Source organism: Nitrobacter vulgaris (assembly GCF_031453995.1).
Classification (GTDB): Bacteria; Pseudomonadota; Alphaproteobacteria; order Rhizobiales; family Xanthobacteraceae; genus Nitrobacter; species Nitrobacter vulgaris.
Genome location: NZ_JAVDPZ010000053.1, coordinates 1 through 17,807, shown reverse-complemented (window position 1 = coordinate 17,807; position 17,807 = coordinate 1). Strand labels below are relative to the sequence as shown.

Annotated in this window: 15 protein-coding genes and 4 pseudogenes; 14 read left to right on the top strand and 5 right to left on the bottom strand. The window is 58.4% G+C overall.

Annotated features, from left to right (window positions below):
- Nucleotides 1-242 precede the first annotated feature (242 nt).
- Nucleotides 243-980, top strand: coding sequence for a GAF domain-containing protein (locus tag GGQ85_RS19375; RefSeq protein WP_309775896.1), 738 nt, complete (start codon nucleotides 243-245; stop codon nucleotides 978-980).
- Between the two features lie 258 nt (nucleotides 981-1,238).
- On the opposite strand, the gene trhA is transcribed toward GGQ85_RS19375, so the two are convergent.
- From trhA to GGQ85_RS19360, 3 genes are all read right to left on the bottom strand, one after another.
- Nucleotides 1,239-1,961 (bottom strand): PAQR family membrane homeostasis protein TrhA, encoded by a 723-nt coding sequence (trhA, locus tag GGQ85_RS19370; protein WP_374708931.1) that lies wholly within the window; start codon nucleotides 1,959-1,961, stop codon nucleotides 1,239-1,241.
- 82 nt (nucleotides 1,962-2,043) lie between these two features.
- A complete protein-coding gene (locus tag GGQ85_RS19365; protein ID WP_309775894.1) occupies nucleotides 2,044-2,304 on the bottom strand; it encodes a hypothetical protein in 261 nt (86 codons plus the stop codon).
- 107 nt (nucleotides 2,305-2,411) lie between these two features.
- Entirely contained in the window at nucleotides 2,412-2,561 is a 150-nt protein-coding gene (locus tag GGQ85_RS19360) for a hypothetical protein (protein ID WP_309775893.1), read from the bottom strand.
- 1,099 nt (nucleotides 2,562-3,660) lie between these two features.
- Between GGQ85_RS19360 and GGQ85_RS19350 the strand changes: the two are divergent.
- Both GGQ85_RS19350 and GGQ85_RS19345 read left to right on the top strand, forming a co-directional pair.
- Nucleotides 3,661-3,821, top strand: a pseudogene (locus tag GGQ85_RS19350) (cold-shock protein).
- Between the two features lie 652 nt (nucleotides 3,822-4,473).
- A pseudogene (locus tag GGQ85_RS19345) lies at nucleotides 4,474-4,761 on the top strand (DUF3489 domain-containing protein); the annotation flags it as partial.
- A 354-nt stretch (nucleotides 4,762-5,115) separates the two neighbouring features.
- On the opposite strand, the gene GGQ85_RS19340 reads toward GGQ85_RS19345, so the two are convergent.
- Nucleotides 5,116-5,484, bottom strand: coding sequence for a GlsB/YeaQ/YmgE family stress response membrane protein (locus GGQ85_RS19340; protein ID WP_374708930.1), 369 nt, complete (start codon nucleotides 5,482-5,484; stop codon nucleotides 5,116-5,118).
- Between the two features lie 496 nt (nucleotides 5,485-5,980).
- Between GGQ85_RS19340 and GGQ85_RS19335 the strand changes: the two genes are divergently transcribed.
- The 11 genes and pseudogenes from GGQ85_RS19335 to GGQ85_RS19285 all read left to right on the top strand — a co-directional run bounded on the left by GGQ85_RS19335 (nucleotide 5,981) and on the right by GGQ85_RS19285 (nucleotide 16,733).
- The gene (locus tag GGQ85_RS19335; protein WP_309775892.1) at nucleotides 5,981-6,379 is read left to right on the top strand and encodes a DUF3489 domain-containing protein; all 399 of its coding nucleotides are present in this window, start codon (nucleotides 5,981-5,983) and stop codon (nucleotides 6,377-6,379) included.
- A 2-nt stretch (nucleotides 6,380-6,381) separates the two neighbouring features.
- Nucleotides 6,382-6,849, top strand: a complete 468-nt coding sequence (locus tag GGQ85_RS19330) for a DUF2924 domain-containing protein (protein WP_309775891.1) — start codon at nucleotides 6,382-6,384, stop codon at nucleotides 6,847-6,849.
- Nucleotides 6,846-8,450 (top strand): annotated as a pseudogene (locus GGQ85_RS19325) (recombinase family protein). The gene GGQ85_RS19330 and the pseudogene GGQ85_RS19325 overlap by 4 nt, the downstream one beginning before the upstream one ends.
- A 571-nt stretch (nucleotides 8,451-9,021) precedes the next feature.
- Complete coding sequence (locus GGQ85_RS19320) at nucleotides 9,022-10,323, top strand: tyrosine-type recombinase/integrase (RefSeq protein ID WP_309775890.1); 1,302 nt, start codon at nucleotides 9,022-9,024, stop codon at nucleotides 10,321-10,323.
- A 3-nt stretch (nucleotides 10,324-10,326) separates the two neighbouring features.
- Nucleotides 10,327-11,076 (top strand): hypothetical protein, encoded by a 750-nt coding sequence (locus tag GGQ85_RS19315; RefSeq protein WP_309775889.1) that lies wholly within the window; start codon nucleotides 10,327-10,329, stop codon nucleotides 11,074-11,076.
- A gap of 66 nt (nucleotides 11,077-11,142) precedes the next feature.
- Entirely contained in the window at nucleotides 11,143-11,349 is a 207-nt protein-coding gene (locus GGQ85_RS19310; RefSeq protein WP_309775888.1) for a helix-turn-helix transcriptional regulator, read from the top strand.
- Nucleotides 11,350-11,918: 569 nt separating this feature from the next.
- Nucleotides 11,919-12,305, top strand: coding sequence for a hypothetical protein (locus GGQ85_RS19305; protein ID WP_309775887.1), 387 nt, complete (start codon nucleotides 11,919-11,921; stop codon nucleotides 12,303-12,305).
- Nucleotides 12,306-12,478: 173 nt separating this feature from the next.
- Nucleotides 12,479-12,682, top strand: a complete 204-nt coding sequence (locus GGQ85_RS19300) for a hypothetical protein (RefSeq protein WP_309775886.1) — start codon at nucleotides 12,479-12,481, stop codon at nucleotides 12,680-12,682.
- Between the two features lie 64 nt (nucleotides 12,683-12,746).
- Nucleotides 12,747-13,169, top strand: coding sequence for a hypothetical protein (locus GGQ85_RS19295; RefSeq protein WP_309775885.1), 423 nt, complete (start codon nucleotides 12,747-12,749; stop codon nucleotides 13,167-13,169).
- 94 nt (nucleotides 13,170-13,263) lie between these two features.
- A complete protein-coding gene (locus GGQ85_RS19290) occupies nucleotides 13,264-14,199 on the top strand; it encodes a DUF7146 domain-containing protein (protein WP_309775884.1) in 936 nt (311 codons plus the stop codon).
- A complete protein-coding gene (locus tag GGQ85_RS19285) occupies nucleotides 14,196-16,733 on the top strand; it encodes a hypothetical protein (RefSeq protein WP_309775881.1) in 2,538 nt (845 codons plus the stop codon). The genes GGQ85_RS19290 and GGQ85_RS19285 overlap by 4 nt, the downstream gene beginning before the upstream one ends.
- Before the next feature lie 539 nt (nucleotides 16,734-17,272).
- On the opposite strand, the pseudogene GGQ85_RS19280 reads toward GGQ85_RS19285, so the two are convergent.
- Nucleotides 17,273-17,807 (bottom strand): annotated as a pseudogene (locus GGQ85_RS19280) (hypothetical protein); the annotation flags it as partial.

The following is a 17,807-nucleotide window of genomic DNA, read 5'->3' as shown; positions in this document are numbered from 1 at the left end:
CAAAGGGATCAACCTAGCCACTGGACGGTTTTTACTCCGCCCGCACCGACATCACGCCGGCGCTCCGTGGCCTACTTTGTCACCGCCACGCACATTCCCAACCCGCTGCAAGCGTAAATGCCGACTATCTGGCCAAACTCGACCTGAAGGGCGCGGACATTGTCTGTCTCAGTTACGTTACGCCGAATCCAGCCATCCCCGCTCGCCACGCCTGCCGGCGTCTGCGACGACGATGGCCGAATATGCGCATCGTTCTGGCGCTGTGGAACGCGCCGCCAGAGCTGTTGACCGACGAATCCCTTGCAAAGCTCAAAGCCGATGCTGTCGTGACTTCGGTCGAGGAGGCGGTTCGCCGTATTCACCGTATCATCGACCCTGAAGAAGCCACGGTTGTCCAACAAGCCCCCGTGCCTGACAACGACGCAGAGCGTGTCGACGCGCTGAAAGCGACCGGGGTCTTGGAAGGTAATAAACGTGAAGCGCTGGATGCTCTCGCCAAACGTGCGGCCGACGTATTCAACACCAGCGTTGCCGTGATCACCACTATTGATAAGGACCGCGAATACTTCGTCGGACAAAGTGGAAAATTGCCGGACGCCATCACTGACGATACAGGCACGCTGCTGCCGATGGACCGCGAACACGCAATCTGCAACTACGTTTTGGCCAACGACAAAACGCTGGTGGTTTCGGATATCGAGCGCGACCCACGGTTTGCCGATAACGAGACGATCGAGCAATGGAACGTGCGGTTTTACGCTGGGGCGCCGCTACGTGCAGCTGATGGTCTAATAATAGGAGCGCTATGCATTCTCGACTCCGCACCCCGTACCCTTGAAGCAAACGAGATCGCATTGCTTGAAACGATGGCCGCCGATGTCGTAGCAAACATTACAACGAGTGATGCGGACGAAGTTGCGTCGGTTAAATCAGCACCTGCTGCCTCATCGACAACGGTCGGTCAGGAGGTGCCTCAGTAGCCCGAGCGGAACGATAGCCAGTGTCGCTTTTTGACTTCAATGGATCCGCTTCTACTTCGTTATCATCGTCTCAGCTCTGCTGCCCCTCCTTGGCGCAACCGGCATATTCGTGACAAAGACCGCCGACCTCGTGCCGCACGCCCGCACGCCCGCACGCCCGCACGGTCGACGTCGCTGGATCGAGATAGATCAATAAGAGCCCTCGCGACCCGCGCGGCTGGGTAAAGCCTCTGAAAAGAATTGCAGGCTTTCGATTCCTTAAGTGACAGCAAGATTCCAGACCGCATTAAAGTGGCAGGCGGCGCCCAACAACACGAATGCGTGCCAAATGGCATTTTGGTAGTGCAAGCGCTTCCATAAATGGAAGATAACTCCTAACGTATACAATACTCCGCCCGTTGCGATGAACGTTAGGATTGAGCCCGAGAGTGACGCGACAGCCTTGTCGTAAACAATAATGCCGCTCCATCCCATGGCAATATATAACACGAGGGAGAGGCGCTCGAAACGATCCGGGAAAAGCAACCTCAGGACGGTGCCGACAGCAGCCGCAGACCATATGGCGACTAATAAGGACGCTGCTAAGTCGCGGTCGTTAAATTGCGTGATGAACGGTGTATAGGTAGCCGCTATGAGGAGATATATCGCGGACTGGTCAAACCGCCTCAGCAGCCACTTCCGCGGCGATACCGGACAGAGGTTATAGGCCGCAGAGAACACCAGCATACTAAGTAAGCATAGTGCATAACCTGTAACAATGACCGGATGGATGGATGCACTAGAACCACTTGTCAGGACGATTAACGTGGTCGTTGCGCCCAATCCCATGCCAACGCCGACAACATGAATCGCTCCATCTGCAATTAATTCGGAACGATCATAATTCCATGGGATTTCACCTACTGTGGTGCGGCGGTTCGCGCTCTTATTCTTTTCCAACAGTCTGTCCGTTTCGAGCGCTTTGGGGTCACGTTGATTCATCGATTTCGACCCCGCTATGTTACCGAGTGTAAACGACGCCAACGTTGAAGTGTTCCTAGATGGCCACGCCACGATTCACGATCTAACTGTTTGAATTACGCTCATGATCGTCAGTCCTTTCGATTCTCGCGCCGAAGGGAAGCTGAAGTGCCGTCAGAGTTGAGGCCGCGGTCCCTGCCGACAGAAGTGTCTTGAACCCAAGATGCCAGAGTGGGACATTGCCGGGGAAATAGTCCGCCAATCCCTGCTCCGCCCAAACCTCCTGATCAGAGGACTGCATTTCCTGATCGGACAGAATACCAGTCCGGCCTGCCTCAACATCACTCTTTATCTTGAGAAACACGTTCGAAGCGATCTCGTAAGAAAATGTATCGAGATCGATATTGTAGTTGTCCGCTTACTATTCTTTGCGACGGCACTCCCGACCAAAGCGGGCCCCCCAGAAAGCCGCTATAGGTTGGTAATATGGGCCTGCAGAAGCGCTTGCGTCGACCCCGTCAATTCATAATAGCGGAGATAGAAGCCTCCCCTGTCGTGATTGACAACGAGGAGGTTGTTGAGTTCAGCGGTATCGGCAGCGTTCGGTTGGCTGACGGTCATCGAATGCTCTCCTCATTTGGGCCACAAGACGTTATCCAGGATCGAAGCGTCGCCTTCCGATAACGCACGCGCTCGTTGGCATAACGCAGCCAGCCGTGCAGACGTAGGTCCATGAAGCTGGCACTGGCACTTATGTGGTCACAGACTTCCAACTCATAAGTGCACCAAAAATCGGGATGGGTCGGTTCGCAACATCTCGCGGCGAAAAACTCTTCGGTATTATTCGGCGATTAAAGGTCGATAGACGCTCCAAACGACCCTAATCTGCTCACGATGAGCCCCTCAAAGGAGCCCCGATCGACGTACTGAGAACTCTCGTATCGCTTTAGAATTACCTGCGAGGCGGAAGGGACAGTGTAGCCTAGCCTGACAGTGGCAACCTCCGCTCGCAGCGTATCCCGGAGCAGGGTAGCAGAGTCCCTCTTGTCCTTATCGCAAATCAAATCCGGGTATATTGATGATGCAGTCCGCCCAGGATTGGTTGGCAGATAATACGCCCGGCTGTATCGGCGGCGCGTGGTACAGGTGCATCCTTGTTCAATGCCAGGTGTGTTCGCGCGTCGTTCTTAACGGCGCGGAAAACCACCGACGCCGCGGAAGCGCTCCAACTGCATGCTCGCCGTGCTTTGCTCCTAGAGGGCCAACTGATTACGAGCAATAGCAGCACTCCCAACATAATGGCCGCCACCACAAAAGCGGCTCCCAGCAGGATCTTTTCAGGCGGCAGAAGCTCTAGTTTTGGCTCCCCGCGAATGACTCATTTGTCAAAAGCTCACCCTCTTCAGTCCCGAAGAAATCATCCGCCGGGGGGATCGCCTTTCGACGATCCGGAAATTGGACAATGTTGCAATTCTCACCCTCGGCGTGACCGTTGGGCTCTTGGACGGCTTTCTCGGGCCTACAGGAACGCCGGTCATCCATGGCTGCCTCCCTCCGTGAGAGAAGGCATGCAGCCAATTTCAACGCGACAAACGTCGTTCCAACGGGGGCCTTCACGACTGCTAGTACGAATAGGCGAGCTGACGGCCGCGGCCTCTGGGCTTGCGAGGGACGACGCAAGCGGTCATATCGGTGGATCGTTCAATAGGAGTTTGCGGCAGTGGCAATCGGTACTGTGAAGTGGTTCAACGGGCAGAAAGGTTACGGCTTCATTCAGCCGACAACGGCGGCAAGGACGTGTTCGTCCATATCTCGGCCGTGGAAAAGGCGGGCCTGAGCTCGCTCGATGAAGGCGCCAAGGTGAGCTACGAGGTTGTCTAGAACCGCGGCGAGGAGACCGCGGAAAATCTGAGGATCGGTTGATCCGCTTTGGCGCCGGCCATAACCGTTCATTCCGATGGATCGCGCGGATCGACAGGCGGCTGCAATCCCGGCGACCGGGACCGGAGCGAGCTCTTTCTTGCCGGTTGATTGTCTAGCTCATGATCCCCTCGCAGCTTGGCTGCGCACGGCGGATTATTGTGCGGCCGACAAAAAGGCCCGCCGGAGTTGGAGCCAAAGCGGGCCAATCCGAGTTCGGGGATCAAAACGGGCGGCGAGTGATCGAGCGTTCCGCCGGTTCAATACGGCGCCGGATGCATTTTGGGGCTCGATTGGATTGTCGGAGCGCCTGCTCCCATTGGATGTTCGACATCAGCATTGAGATTCTTGCAGAAAGGACTGGCATTCGCGGGCGGAGCGAGCATTGCTGTGGCGTGAGATGACCCTTAGATCGGCCCCGCAGCGCAACATCGCTGACGGGCCTCGAGTGGTGCGACGCTGATGTCGCATCATTCGGAGGGTCTATGGAGAAGTTATCTCGCAGTAGGAAGTCATCGAAGCGCGCTGGCCGTGCAAAAGCTGCTCGCGTGGCTAGACGGCAAAAGCGGCACGTCAGTCGTCCGCACGGCCTCCAACCCGGGAACGGGCGAACAAGCAAACAGAACTGCTCGACCTTCTGAGGCGCCCGGCTGGTGCCACCATTGCCGCACTCTCAAACGCCTCCGGTTGGCAGCAGCATTCCGTGCGCGGATTTTTGGCCGGCGTGGTCCGCAAGAGGCTTGGGCTCGAGTTGGTCTCAGCCGTTGAAACAGATCAGCGCATCTACCGCATCGTTGCAGCGAAGCAGGCCTGGGTGGCTACCGCCTCGAAGGGTGGGATCGCGCGTATGCGGGACGCGCGGAGGTGCCCTGAGACTGGCGTGGGTCATTCTCGATTTTGATTTATAGCCCAGCATCTCTGGCGAACTTCATGGCAACAACGATAATCCCAAGAAGCCCGACCTTACACGTCACGCGTGTCGGCGTGGGAGCGCTGCCTTTCACTAGAAAGTCGGACGACGAGCCGGGAACGCTTATGAACCTGCCGTCAGATGGCGCTTTATCTCGACGGCGACAACACCAATGTGCGTTTGGGTCAAGTCGTGGATCTGCACCGGAGAAAACGCAGAGACGTGCGTTCGGAAACAAAGCAGATAGCCGTTCACCAACCGCCACGGGACTTATCGGGTCGGCGTCACCCCACAGAAGCAATGGGAGGGCCTCAATAGCGGGAATCCGACTTGAGATGATTGAACTCAGGCGATAAGCCGAGCAGCCAGTATCACCAGCACCGCACCGATAGATGCTGTGACAATCCGGCTGGTGAGCGGGTTCCGGATGCCAAGTTCGATGCCTAGGCGATCTAAGAGAAACGCGCCTACGAAGGAGCCGACAACGCCAGTAAGCACGTATCGTAGCAGCCCACTACCGCCGACGATCCAGCTTGCCAGCCAGCCTGAGACGAGGCCGATGCCGAGTTGAGCGGCGAGGGCTTGCTTATCTAGGACGGCAAGTGCCTCGCGGTTGATGGTGATCCGGACAAGCGGACGGAGACGCGGCGGCTCAGGTGAGCCTCCACCATTTGGACGCCGCTTAGTGCAACCGCCGCTCGAAGTAGTAGTCATGGCGCTGTTACGGTGCCTACCTTGATGTTGTAGAGGCTCGCCTGAGGCTTGGAAATAATGAAAGCAGCTGACTGCGGCGGTATTTGGTCGGAGAAAGCGAGCAGGCGCCAGGCATCGTGTAGAGGGTCGGCATCTGATATTCTCCTTCCGCGCTTGTGTTCTGGATGCGCGGGCTACGCCAGTCGGGTCGTATGCCAGAGCCAAAAATCCAAACGAGGCCATTGCTGTGCGGTTACGCTAGCCCGTTTAAAAACCCAGCGACATTGTGCCTCTTAGGTAACCACCGCATCCACGTGAATGGAAGGCGATCACAGGACCGCTCCCCCGGATGTTCAACATTGGTATTGTTGAGACTCCTGCAGAATGGACTGGCATTCGTGGGCAAAGCGAGCATTGCTGTGGCGTGAGATGGCCCTCGGATTGGCCCCGCAGCGCAACATGGCTGACGGGGCCTCGGGTGGTGCGACGCTGATGTCGCATCATTTTGGAGGGTCCTATGCAGAAGTCATCCCGCAATCGGAAGCCGCCATCGAACCGCCGACGACGCGGTAAGGCCCTCACCACAACGAAGGCAGCAAAGACAGCACCTCGTCCTGTGAGAGAGCCGACGAAACGACGTGCAACGCTTCCTTCAAGCCCGGCTCTAGCGGGCGGCGTGGTCAGCGCGGCTGCTGAAGCCAACAAACCGGCGAACAAGCAAACAAAACTGCTTGATCTTCTGAGGCGCCCGACTGGTGCGACCATTGCCGCACTCTCAAACGCTTCCGGTTGGCAGCAGCATTCGGTGCGTGGCTTTTTGGCCAGCGTGGTCCGCAAGAAGCTCGGGCTCGAGTTGGTCTCAAGCCTTGAAGCCGATCAGCGCATCTACCGCGTCATTGCAGCGAAGCAGGCCTGACGATGGCTGAAGCCTCAATAAGCGTGCTCGCGCGTCGTCGCGATCGCGGTGGTCAGCGACTGCAGTCTCGTGGTCGTCGGTCAAGTCAGTCCACGCTGGCGCATCTTCCGAAGCATCTCCAGACAGCCATCGTAAGCTATCGGCGGCAGGCCGATCAGTCGGGCGACCTCGATCCAGCGGTTCGCCAGTTCCTTGATCGGATCGGCGAGAAGGAGACACCCGAATCCGTCACGGCCAAGTTGGTCGCCTTCGACCGGGGACAGGTCGAGTTGAAGGCCGGCACCATCCTGTCCCGTGAATGGAACGGCACCACCCAGCGGGCGATCGTCGTTGACGATGGCTTCCTGTGGGAGGGGACACGGTACGACAGCCTCTCGGCGATCGCCTTCGCCATCACCGGTACCCGCTGGAGCGGGCCCCGTTTCTTTGGCCTTCGGGACAGCACGGTGGGTGGGGAGGATAGGCCGTGAGGGCGGGAAAAGCGTTGTCCCGCGAGATCGTCCGGTGCGCGATCTATACCCGGGTCTCGACTGAGAACGGCCTCGATCAGGAGTTCAACTCGCTGGATGCCCAGTACGAGGCTTCCAGTGCCTATATCAAAAGCCAGGCCCATGCCGGTTGGGTGCAGGTCAAGACCCGCTATGACGACGGCGGTTTCTCCGGCTGATCAACCGACCGGCCGGCGCTGCAGAGCCTGCTGGAGGATATCCGAGCCCGCAAGATCGATGTCATTGTGGTCTATAAGGTCGACCGCCTGACTCGCTCGCTCGCCGACTTCGCCAAGCTGGTCGAGCTGTTCGATGCCCATCGGGTGTCGTTTGTCTCGGTGACCCAGCAGTTCAATACCACAACGTCCATGGGACGCCTGACCCTCAACGTTCTCCTGTCCTTTGCCCAGTTCGAACGAGAGGTCACCTCGGAGCGCATCCGGGACAAGGTTGCGGCCTCCAAGAAGAAAGGCATCTGGGTCGGTGGCCCCCTCCCCCTCGGCTACGTCATGGAGAACGGCAAGGTGACCGTCGTCCCCGAAGAAGCCGAACGGGTCCGTCACATCTTTGGCCGCTATCTCGAACTTGGCAGTGTCCGTGCCCTGATGCGGGACCTCAAGGACCGCAACATCGTCAGCCGGCAGCGCGTTCTCAAGACCGGCGTAACCCGGGGCGGAGTTGCGTTCGGCTGCGGCGCTTTATTCCATCTGCTGCGCAACCGCTTCTACATTGGCGAGGTCAACTATAAGGCCCAGATCTATCCGGGCGAGCAGCCCCCGATCCTGGATCGCGACCTGTTCGATCGTGTCCAGACGATAATCACGGACCAGCGCAGTCATCAGACCAGAACCCGGACCTCCTTCAGCCATCTCCTGACCGGTCTGATGTTTGACGACGCCGGCCATCGCATGGCGCCAACCCAGGCCCAGAAGAAAGGTCGGCACTACAGCTACTACGTCTCGCGGCCGCTTCTGTTCGGGAATGCAGCGACCGCCGCAGTTGGTTCGGTCTCACGGGTGCCAGCGCCAGATGTCGACGATCAGGTTCGCAAGATTGTTCTGAACCCGAAGCATCGACAGCTCAAAGCCACCGGCCTCATCGACAACGCATTCGCGCGCTCGCTGATCGAACGGATCGAGGTCCAGCAAAACCGCCTCGTCGTGCAGCTGAAGCAGGATCCAGACAATCCCGCCGACGAAGACCACGCCACCATCGTCCTCCCCTGGACTAAGCCACCCTCCAAACGAGCGCGGTCCATCCTGCGCCCGACCTCCGCAAAACTCCGGCTCCGCCCGATGAAGCTGGAGCGACGGGCTACGCTGGTCGCAGCGATTGCCCGCGGCCGACACTGGCTTCATGAGCTCGTCACGGACTCAGCGACAGATGCTCAAGCAATCGCGGCGCGCGAGGGTTACAGCCTACGACACGTCAACATGACGCTGTCGTTGGCCTTCCTCTCTCCCGCACTCACCAAGGCTGCCGTTGAAGGTCGATTGCCACGTGGCATCGGTCTCGAACAATTGCGCGAGCTCCCGCTCGAATGGGATCGTCAGTTCGAAGTGCTAGGTCTCGATCCGATCTGACGAGCGATACCTCCGTTTGGTCTTGCCTCCTCGATGGCGCGAAGGAAGCTCCCCGGCCGACAGGGTTTCGCACAGACGGGCAGACCATCCCCGTCCCGATATTTCATCAATTAGTATGAACGTCGGCTATGTCCCGTTGAACCGATTGGTTGCAGGGCCGAATTGGCTGCTCACCCAGTCAGCGAACCGGTCTCTGCCGCTCGGCCAGGAACGGGAATTTTCGATGCAGAGACGGAGCGCCCTTTGGCGATATTTCTGGGACCAGAGACGCGCGCAGAGACCAGACGATCGCGAAAACCCCGCAATTTGCGCGACAAATTGACGGATACGCTACCGAGTCCGATCCCTACCAACTGGGTGGTGGGCGATGTAGGGCTCGAACCTACGACCCGCTGATTAAGAGTCAGCTGCGACAACGGAACTATCCGTCACTTTCCATCTCTTGTCAGGCGCTGTTTTTTGTTTGAAATCAATGCATTATCTGGTAAGTTAGGGCTCGTTAGTAACGCAGCCACACCGTACCCTATTGCCAATTTCCCATACCCCTGCCCGTACCCCGAAAGCAAATCAGGTGCCCGAGAAGCTCACTGCCAAGCACGTCATAAATGCGGCTCCGAAGGGTAGTCGGTATGAGATCGCAGATAGTCTGCAACCCGGTTTGCGGTTGGTTGTTCAACCATCCGGCGCAAAGAGCTGGGCTTACAGGTACGAGCGCGAAGACAGGAAGGGCGTGAAGGTCACTCTTGGTCGCGCGACGGGACCCGGTGCCCTCACCTTACAGCAAGCACGCGATGCAGCGAACGACGCGCGACGTCTGCGCTCGACCGGTGGTGATCCGGCTGATCGGCGCAGGGGCGAAAGGCGGGCTGAGGCCGCGCGGATCGAAGCCGAGGAACGGGAAGCGCGCCGGAAGGACGATACTGTCGAGAACGTGCTCGGCCGCTACTTTGTGGATCACGCTGACCGTCTAAAGTCAGGGAGCGAGATAAGGCGCGTTCTCACTCGGGAGCTAAAGGGATGGGCCAGGCGACGGATCGATGACATCGGTCGCGGCGACGCCATTCGGTTGCTCGACGCGGTGAAGGCGCGCGCACCAGTTCAGTCGAAACGCTTACGTGCTTATGGGCGACACTTCTTTGGCTGGTGTATGCGTCGGGAGCTTCGCGCCGGGAATCCGTTTGAGGGGACGGAGGCTATTAAAGAGGTGCCGCGCGACCGCATCCTTGATGATGACGAGCTGCGATTGTTGTCAATGGCGGTCTCGCGGCTTGATTGGCCCTGGCGGCAGTTCTTCACGTTAGCCATGATGACTGGACAACGCCGCGAAGAATGCGCCGGCATGCGTTGGTCAGAGATCAACCTTCAAACCGACAGCCCGATATGGGTGTTGCCGGCATCGCGCACAAAAAATAGCCGCGAGCACACCGTTCCCCTCTCCTCTCAAGTTGTCGGCATGATCAACGGCGTCGAGCGAATTACTGACTCACCTTTTGTTTTCACCACGACTGGACGAACATCCATTTCGGGATTCTCGGACGGAAAGGAACGCCTCGACACCGCGATGCTTGAGATTGCGCGGAAGGAGGCAAAGGCGCGGGGCGACGATCCAGATGCAGTCACCATCGCGCCCTGGCGGATTCACGATCTACGGCGAACGGTGGCGTCCGGAATGGCGCGGCTTGGTATTGGCGTGGCCGTTGCCGAGAAGGTCATGAATCATGTCAGCGGAACGTTCAGTGGAATCGTTGGCGTCTATCAGCGCCACGACTTTCTCGCTGAGAAGCGTTACGCGCTCAATTTGTGGGCGGATCACGTTGCCGGACTGACGACCGCGCGCGAGTCGAACGTCGTGCGACTTAAGATGGGGGATTGAACGATGGCTCCTAGCATGTTCGGAACGTGGGCTGAAAAAGTCGATCTGAAACCAGAGGGCACACTTGATCTCGCGTTGATGAAAAGTGACCTCAAGGGCCTGTCCACTCTCTTTCAAGATACAAAGAATCCGGCGGCAGCTTGGCTTTGCTGGTACCTGGCTCAGAAATGGAAAATTCGTGCTCCGCGACCGGTCGCGGATGCGATCAACCAGTTCGCAGAGAAAATTGCCCAGCTGGCAATCGAAGCGTTGGACGGCAATGGCGAGACGCTGATCAACGCCGATGTTGCTGGCGCGCTTTGGGATACTTCTCCGAAGGAAGCGAAGGATGGATCGCGGCGCGGAGTAACTCCTCTTGCCGAGCAGCTCCTCTTGTCAGAACGCGACCCCTCGCTTGCGCTTCGCGTTCATGAACTGCGCAAAAGCGGGACCGAAGATGAGGCGGTCGAAAAAGCTGTCAAAGAGATCAATGAAATCGAGGAGGATAAGAAGACAAGCGCTAAGGGCAAAAGGACTAAGTCCAAAAAGGCCAAGAGCAAAAAAGCGGAAAACAAAACGGCAATGAACAGGAGATTGAAGATCAAAGAGGATGATAATGAGGGGGTCCTTGGCTTCGAGAACGCCAAACGCATCGCCAAAGCACATCGGAATGATTTCATTGACGCGGAAGTAGAGGCAAGAGCAGAAGCAAGTCGGGCGTTAAATGCCTATATTCGCAAGAAAAAACGGCGGGTAACCAGAAGGACGACCTGAGGCGCTTTTCAGCTTTCCCACCTCCCGATAGCTTCCGTTCATCACATTTCGCAACGGAGAAACATTTTGAATAAGCACCTTCTGCCCGCCAAGGATATCCGCGCCATGTTCGGGGGAGTCTCTCAAATGACTCTCTGGCGCTGGCTTCATGACGAGTCGCTTGGCTTTCCGAAGCCCACCGTCATTCGCAATCGTCGCTATTGGGACGCTAGCGAGGTTGAGGCATTCCGCAACCGAATGGTCGGCGCTGGCATCAGTCAGCGAGCGGCGTGACTACCGTCACCGAAGAGAGGCTCAGCTGATGCACGACCGGCCGAATTAAAGGCGCTCCGCGCAAACCAAAACCGCCAGCCTCGCGGCAGGCAATCCCAACAACCGGAATCATTACCAAACACGCCATTGGCGTGAACGATGGCCTGTGGCCAAAAGAAAGGACTGAGTATGAGCCATAACGATAATGGACACTTCGACCCCAAGGACGATGCTGTGGCAGAAGGGCATTGCTCTTTGTGCGGTGATCCGAATGACTTTAAGCATGTCACCCCGGACGACCCTCTCGCACGATTTGGTTGTGGGACTTGTCGTTCGGTATACGCGATTAATTTGGCTGACGCTCTCGACGGTCGAGAGGAAGTAACGCTCAGTTCGGAAGAATGTGCGTTTACCGCCAACGGGCTTCGCGCTTATGCAATGACCCTTCGCATGCTTGGGGCATTTTCGCATTAGGCCCCCGTCCCGCTCCGGCGGGGCGATCCCTCCCCGACAATTCAAACCAGCACACGTTGTCGGAATAGTTCGACAACGAACGGCCGGCCTATGGCCGAACCAAGGAGAAACTGACCATGAAGGATTTCGAGATTTTCTTGAAAGACAAGGACTCGCAGGAGCTGGAATACGCTTCCTGTCGCGCCAAGAATCTAGCTGAGGAGATTATCGTCGGCTGGACTGACCAGACGGACCTGGATGGGTTTGAGCACACGCTGACCGCGCACGCGCTCGAATACTTTGGTGAAGCGATTCAGGACGGCCTTGCCGAGGCGCATCATGACGAGTTTGCCCGGAACACCATCACGCTGTGTTGCCGGACCCTATCTTGGGAGATGCAGGACGGAGTCGACTCTAAACTTGGATATGACGCGACGGTGCTCGCGGCCCGCGCGCTGAAAGCCTTCAGCGAGTATCTCCGAGGCAGAATTGACGAGCCGCCCGCACCAGCTCTGGCGGCGTGATCAACGAGGGCCCTCCGGGGCCCTCTTTCGTTAATACTTGTCACAGTTTCATAAACGCGAGAGTCGGTGCGACCGCATTTTTTCGTGTCGTTTGGGGCTACCGGATCGGGCTCTTCGAAACTGATACTTTCTGCTCCAATCGCAGTCAGTCGCAACCAAACGAGGTCCATGCCATGGATAATGAGTTTCTTCTTTTCTCCGAGCGAGAGTTTGGCGAGTTCGTCGGCAAGAGCGAAATCTGGGCTCGCAAGCTGCGCTATGCCGGCAAATCGCCTATCGTGACCTTCATCGGTCGAACGCCGAAATATTCACGGCAGGACATTTCCGCGTGGATGCGGGCGCAGCGCATCGCACCGGGCGGAAAGAGCGCCGCATAAACGCAAAAACCCACCGTTTGCGGCGGTGGGCTCTGCGAGAACACTTAATATTGGAGCACACGTTATGTCTCATATTTTTGCGAACAACGCAAATCGAACCGATCACCTCATTTGCTTGAAAAACGGCCGCTGGCGTCCGGTTGATGTGTCGCCCGGCACGTTTGCAGTGATGTATCGCGGCCAGTGGCGCGTCGTGTTTTCGCGTGCCGAAAGTGACGTTGAGTACTTTGCGACGCATCCGGATGCGAAGTTCCGGTTGAAGCTGCATCGCTCGCGCTTGCATAGCGCCGACTCCTTTAGCTTTATGATCTCCACGAGGATTTCCGGAATCTATGCCGTTGGCGATCGGTGGGACTTTCGCGATTACGACGCGAATCAGGGAACGCCACGCGAGCACATGATTGCAGAGTGCGAGCGGATGCTCGCCAATTCACACCGCTGTATCAACTCGGAGCGCTGGCTCGCGAGTCAGGCCACGCACCAGTGAACACCGCCGAGTTTGAAGAAGTCGCGCCTACGCTGATCGGCATAGGTGGCTTAGTCCGCTGCCCTTCAAGGCCAATGATTTCGGTTGAAGCGTGATGACGACCGACCTTGCCCCTATCCGCGCTGCGCTGTCGGCCGGCATGAACGATCTTGCGCGTTACCTTTGCGGTGAGCCGAACCGGCGTATGTCGAACCGTCGAGAATTGCGGTTTGGCAGGAAAGGAAGTCTCGCCGTCGTGATTGCCGGACCGAAGGCCGGTTCATGGTGTGACCACGAAACCAACGAAGGCGGCGGACCGCTCGACCTGATCATGGTTGCTCGCGAATGCAGCTTCCGTGACGCGTTGGACACCGCGCGTGACTTCCTTGGCGGTTCGATGCCGGAAGCCTCTCCAGCGCCGCCAGAGATCGTTCTGCGAGCCACCGATGACGACGACGACGAGAAGCGCATCGCGCGTGCGATGTCGTACTGGAAGCGGTCGCACGACCCGCGCGGAACGGTCGTCGAGACATATCTCGCATCGCGCTGCATCGTGCTGCCGGAAGGCGTCGCCGGTGAGGTTATCCGCTTTTGCCCAGGCCCGCGCTCAATGGTTGCGCTCCTGCGCGACATTCACACTAACGAGCCTTGCGGCATTCACCGGACCTTTTTGACAGCTGAAGGCGCGAAGATCGAGAAGAAGATGCTAGGTCGCGCGAAGGGGGCCGCGATCAAGCTGAGCCCGGACGAGGATGTGACTCACGGCCTGCACATCGGTGAGGGCATCGAGTCCACGCTGTCCGGCATGTACATGGACCTTTTGCCGGCATGGTGTCTCGGCAGCGCCGGCTCCATCGAAGCGTTCCCGGTTCTGCCAGGAATCGAAGCGCTGACGATCTTCCGCGAGCGCAAGGACACGGGCGAGCTAGACAAGGCAAACGTGCGCGCCTCTGTATCGTGCGCGGGGCGGTGGCTTGAGGCCGGACGCGAAGTCCTGTTCGCAACTCCGGAGCATGGTGACCTTAACGACGTGTTGCAGGCCGCGTCATGACAGACGCACGTAAGGAACGGGCCAAGCGGCTGATCAAGATCGAGCCCGCGACGCTCGCGCCGGTCGAGACCTCTGTCGCGCCGGTGGTGCTTCCGACGTATAATGTCGAGCGCAAGACGGTCGAGGAGGCGGAGCGCAAGCTTGCCGATGTTTCCCTTGCTTTCTTCGGCGACGGACTGACGCACGGTGCCGTGGCCGAATATCGGCTCGCGATGAACGCATTCGAGGCCGACTCTAGGAACTGCACGTCGTTGATCCTTCCGGAGCAGCCCGAGCCGCCCGCGTGGCTCGTGCGCGTGGAGACGGGACTCGGCAAGTCCCATGTCGGGAAGGCCATGATCGCGGCCGCGATCATGGCGAATCCTGTCCTGCAAATCGACTACATCGTGCCGCGACACGAGCTTGCCGAGGATGTGGTCGCTGACCTTGCCAAGCTGGGCGTGGATGCGGAAGTCTATCGCGGGTACAAGCAGCCTGACCCTCGGCCAGGCGCACCGCCAGAAGCCAAGATGTGTCTGGACATCGCGGCTTATGAAGATGCACTGAAGTGCGGCGCCAACGTCCGGCAGTCGATCTGCGATTTGTTAGGGGAGTGGCGGTGCACGCTCGCCGGCAAGTGCGGTCGCGAGGCGCAGCGGCTTAAGCGCTCGCGGGTTTGGGTGTATCCATCGCAAACGCTTTATCACAAACGGCCGGACTTCATCCCGGAGGCGGACCTTCTGGTTGCTGACGAGAAGTTCATCGGCGGCGCAGTTGATAGCAAGGTGACCGAGATTCTGCTGTCCGACATCGCGGACGTCGCGGGGGATTACAACGGCGGCTTGGTCGACATCCTACAGGAAAGCCCCGGACGGCGGCCGCTGACCCGCTCGGCGCTAGAGGCCAAGGGGATCACGGCCGATGGCGCGCGGCGTATGAGCAAGATCGAACTTGGTCGCGCGGACGTTCTCGTGATCCAGCCGGGCATGGCCAAAGAGCAGCGCGCGGCCGTGGTCCGGGATCGTGGTCGCTCCATCAAGCACGCCCGCCATATGGTGGATTTCTGGAGTGAAGTGGCCGCGTTCCTCGACGCCGGGCACGAAGAGTCCGGCCGTATCTGGATCGCCGACTCCGAGACCTTTGGGTTTCGGCCACTGAAGATGGTTCATGAAAGCTGGCGCACGGCGACTCTGATCCTTGATGCGACTGCGCCGAGCACCGAGTTACTGTCGACTGTGCTCGGGCTGCGCGTCGAGGAGAAGGCGGACATCGTCGCACACTGGTCGCCATACGTGCAGACGCGGCAAATCATCGGCGCGCCGGTCGGCATGCGGGCGCTCGGCATCCGCACCGACGAAAAGACCGGCAAGAGCGTGATCGTTGACGAGGGCAAGCGGAACCGGTCCGACATCCTACGATTCATTCAGGCGCGCGCCGGACTGATCCATGGCGACGTTCTCGTCATCACGTACAAGACGCTCGTGGAGGAATGGGAGCAGGCCGGTGGTCTGCCCAACAACGTGCGGCTCGCTTACTTCGGCAATCTGTCCGGCCTGAACGATTTCGAGAACGTCGCTGGCCTGATCGTGATCGGCCGGTTGCTGCCGCCCGTCCTTGAGATGGAGGCACTGGCAGCCGTGTTCTCCGGCACTCCCGTTCCTGAGTCTGACCGGACGTGGATTGAGCGAAAGGACGGCACGAAGCGACTGGGGTACGCAATGGTCGACGGTGGCATCCTGACCGCGTCGGGCGCGGTTGTGGCCACGAAGATGTTCCGGCACAAAAACCCCACCGTCGAAGCCTTGCGCCAGCTGGTGACCGAAGCCGAGCTTATCCAGGCGATCGGAAGGGCTAGAGCGCACCGGCGCACGCGTGGCGCGACGTGCCGGATTGATATTGTCTGTGACATTCCGTTGCCGATTGTCGTCGACACGGTCGTGCCATGGGACAGCGTCGAGCGGGGCGCGCTCGGGGACATGGCCGGTTCGGGTGTGTGGCTAAATAACAGGCGTGACATCGAGGAGGCGTTCGCCCGGGTGTCGGAATATTGGGCCAGGGACGCGGCGAAGCAGATGGGGAGAAATCCTTTTAAAGAATCTATTCTTAAAAGGGATTTCTCCCCATCTGCTCCAGCACCCCTAGTCGCCCTACCGCGCCGCGTGACCTACCAGAGGGCAGGCGAGCGCTGGCACACCAATACTGCCTTCGCACTTCCGCACGGTCCGCAAGACGAAGCAACCATGCGCGAGTGGCTGGAAGACCGGCTTGGCCCGATAGCGCATATCGAGGTGGAGCAACTGCCGATGAAGCACAGCGCGCCTGCGCTGGCGCTGGCCGCGAAGATGTGGCGGGAGTCACCCGTCGTTAAGGCCGCACAGACGGTTGCCGAGATGGTCGCACAACTGAGACGGCCGCTATTGGACCTTCAGTCGCTTATGAAGATGATCGAAACGGACGATGCGGCGTTGAGCGAAGCAGACGAAGACGCAGAGCGCGACGAAGCTGAAACGGTCGCAAGGCCGAGCGCAACGAACGAATGCCCGCACGGCGTTTGATTTGTCTGAAGAGACGCTAGAAGACTCGGCACGAAATTTCACCTACCAGAAGGACGGACCGGGCCAGAAGGCTTACGAGGGTTATATGCTTCCGGCCATCATCAGAGGAAAGGCCGCGTTGCAATCCTAGCTTAAGGATAAGCTCGGACCGTTGGCAATGCTCAAGGTGGAGCGGGCCAAGGCGAAGGATATTCCCCCGCACGAGCATATTTTCGCAAAGGCATGGCGGGAGTCTCCTCTTCACAGGGTGACGCAAACCGCTGCCGATATTATCGCTCAGTTGACGCGAACAGGCTCAACACCAAGCCGGAGGCCACCACCGGGAACCTTCAGAATGAGATCGCGCGTGTCGACTGCTCCATTGAAGAGGCTCTCAAGTTCGCGCCGAGCAGTCCCCGGGTAACAGCCGCCTAGCGACGCCGAAAGCCCGTCGGCACGATCTCAAGCCTCCGCTGTCGCCGATCGTTCCGCCACCAAGGGACATAGTTACTCGTTTAAGATCACCATCTGAGAATCCGGGAAGGCCACTCTATTGAAAATTAATCCTTGATACAAAATAAGAGCCCCACGTAAGGCGGAATCAAAGAGATCGGGTCTGGGCTCTCCTGTCCAGCAGTCGAAGTCTTCGACAAAAATGCCTTGTTTCTTTGGGTCCCATACACCGCCCGCGAATACTCTTCACCTTGTCCGTAGCGTGCGTCATTGTTCAGTGTTCCCAAATCCAACAAGTGGTAGTGCGCGGGAATGTTCTTCATGGTCAACGTTTGCGAATCTGCGCCACCTGTCGCACCTGGAGCAATAGCCGACAACTTTGGAGCTTTGTCTTTTTCGTTGATCCCTAACAAGAAACGACCTTGTGCTTTGGTGTAAACTTTCCACCCTTCCGGACATTTATTCGCTTCAAACCCCGCGATCATGCCATGCAGGCGCGCCTCCACGAGGCTCAGTCGTTTACTTAGGGCCTCATTTTCAGACATTAGTGTGCGTGGCGGTGACAAAGTAGGCCACGGAGCGCCGGCGTGATGTCGGTGCGGGCGGAGTAAAAACCGTCCAGTGGCTAGGTTGATCCCTTTG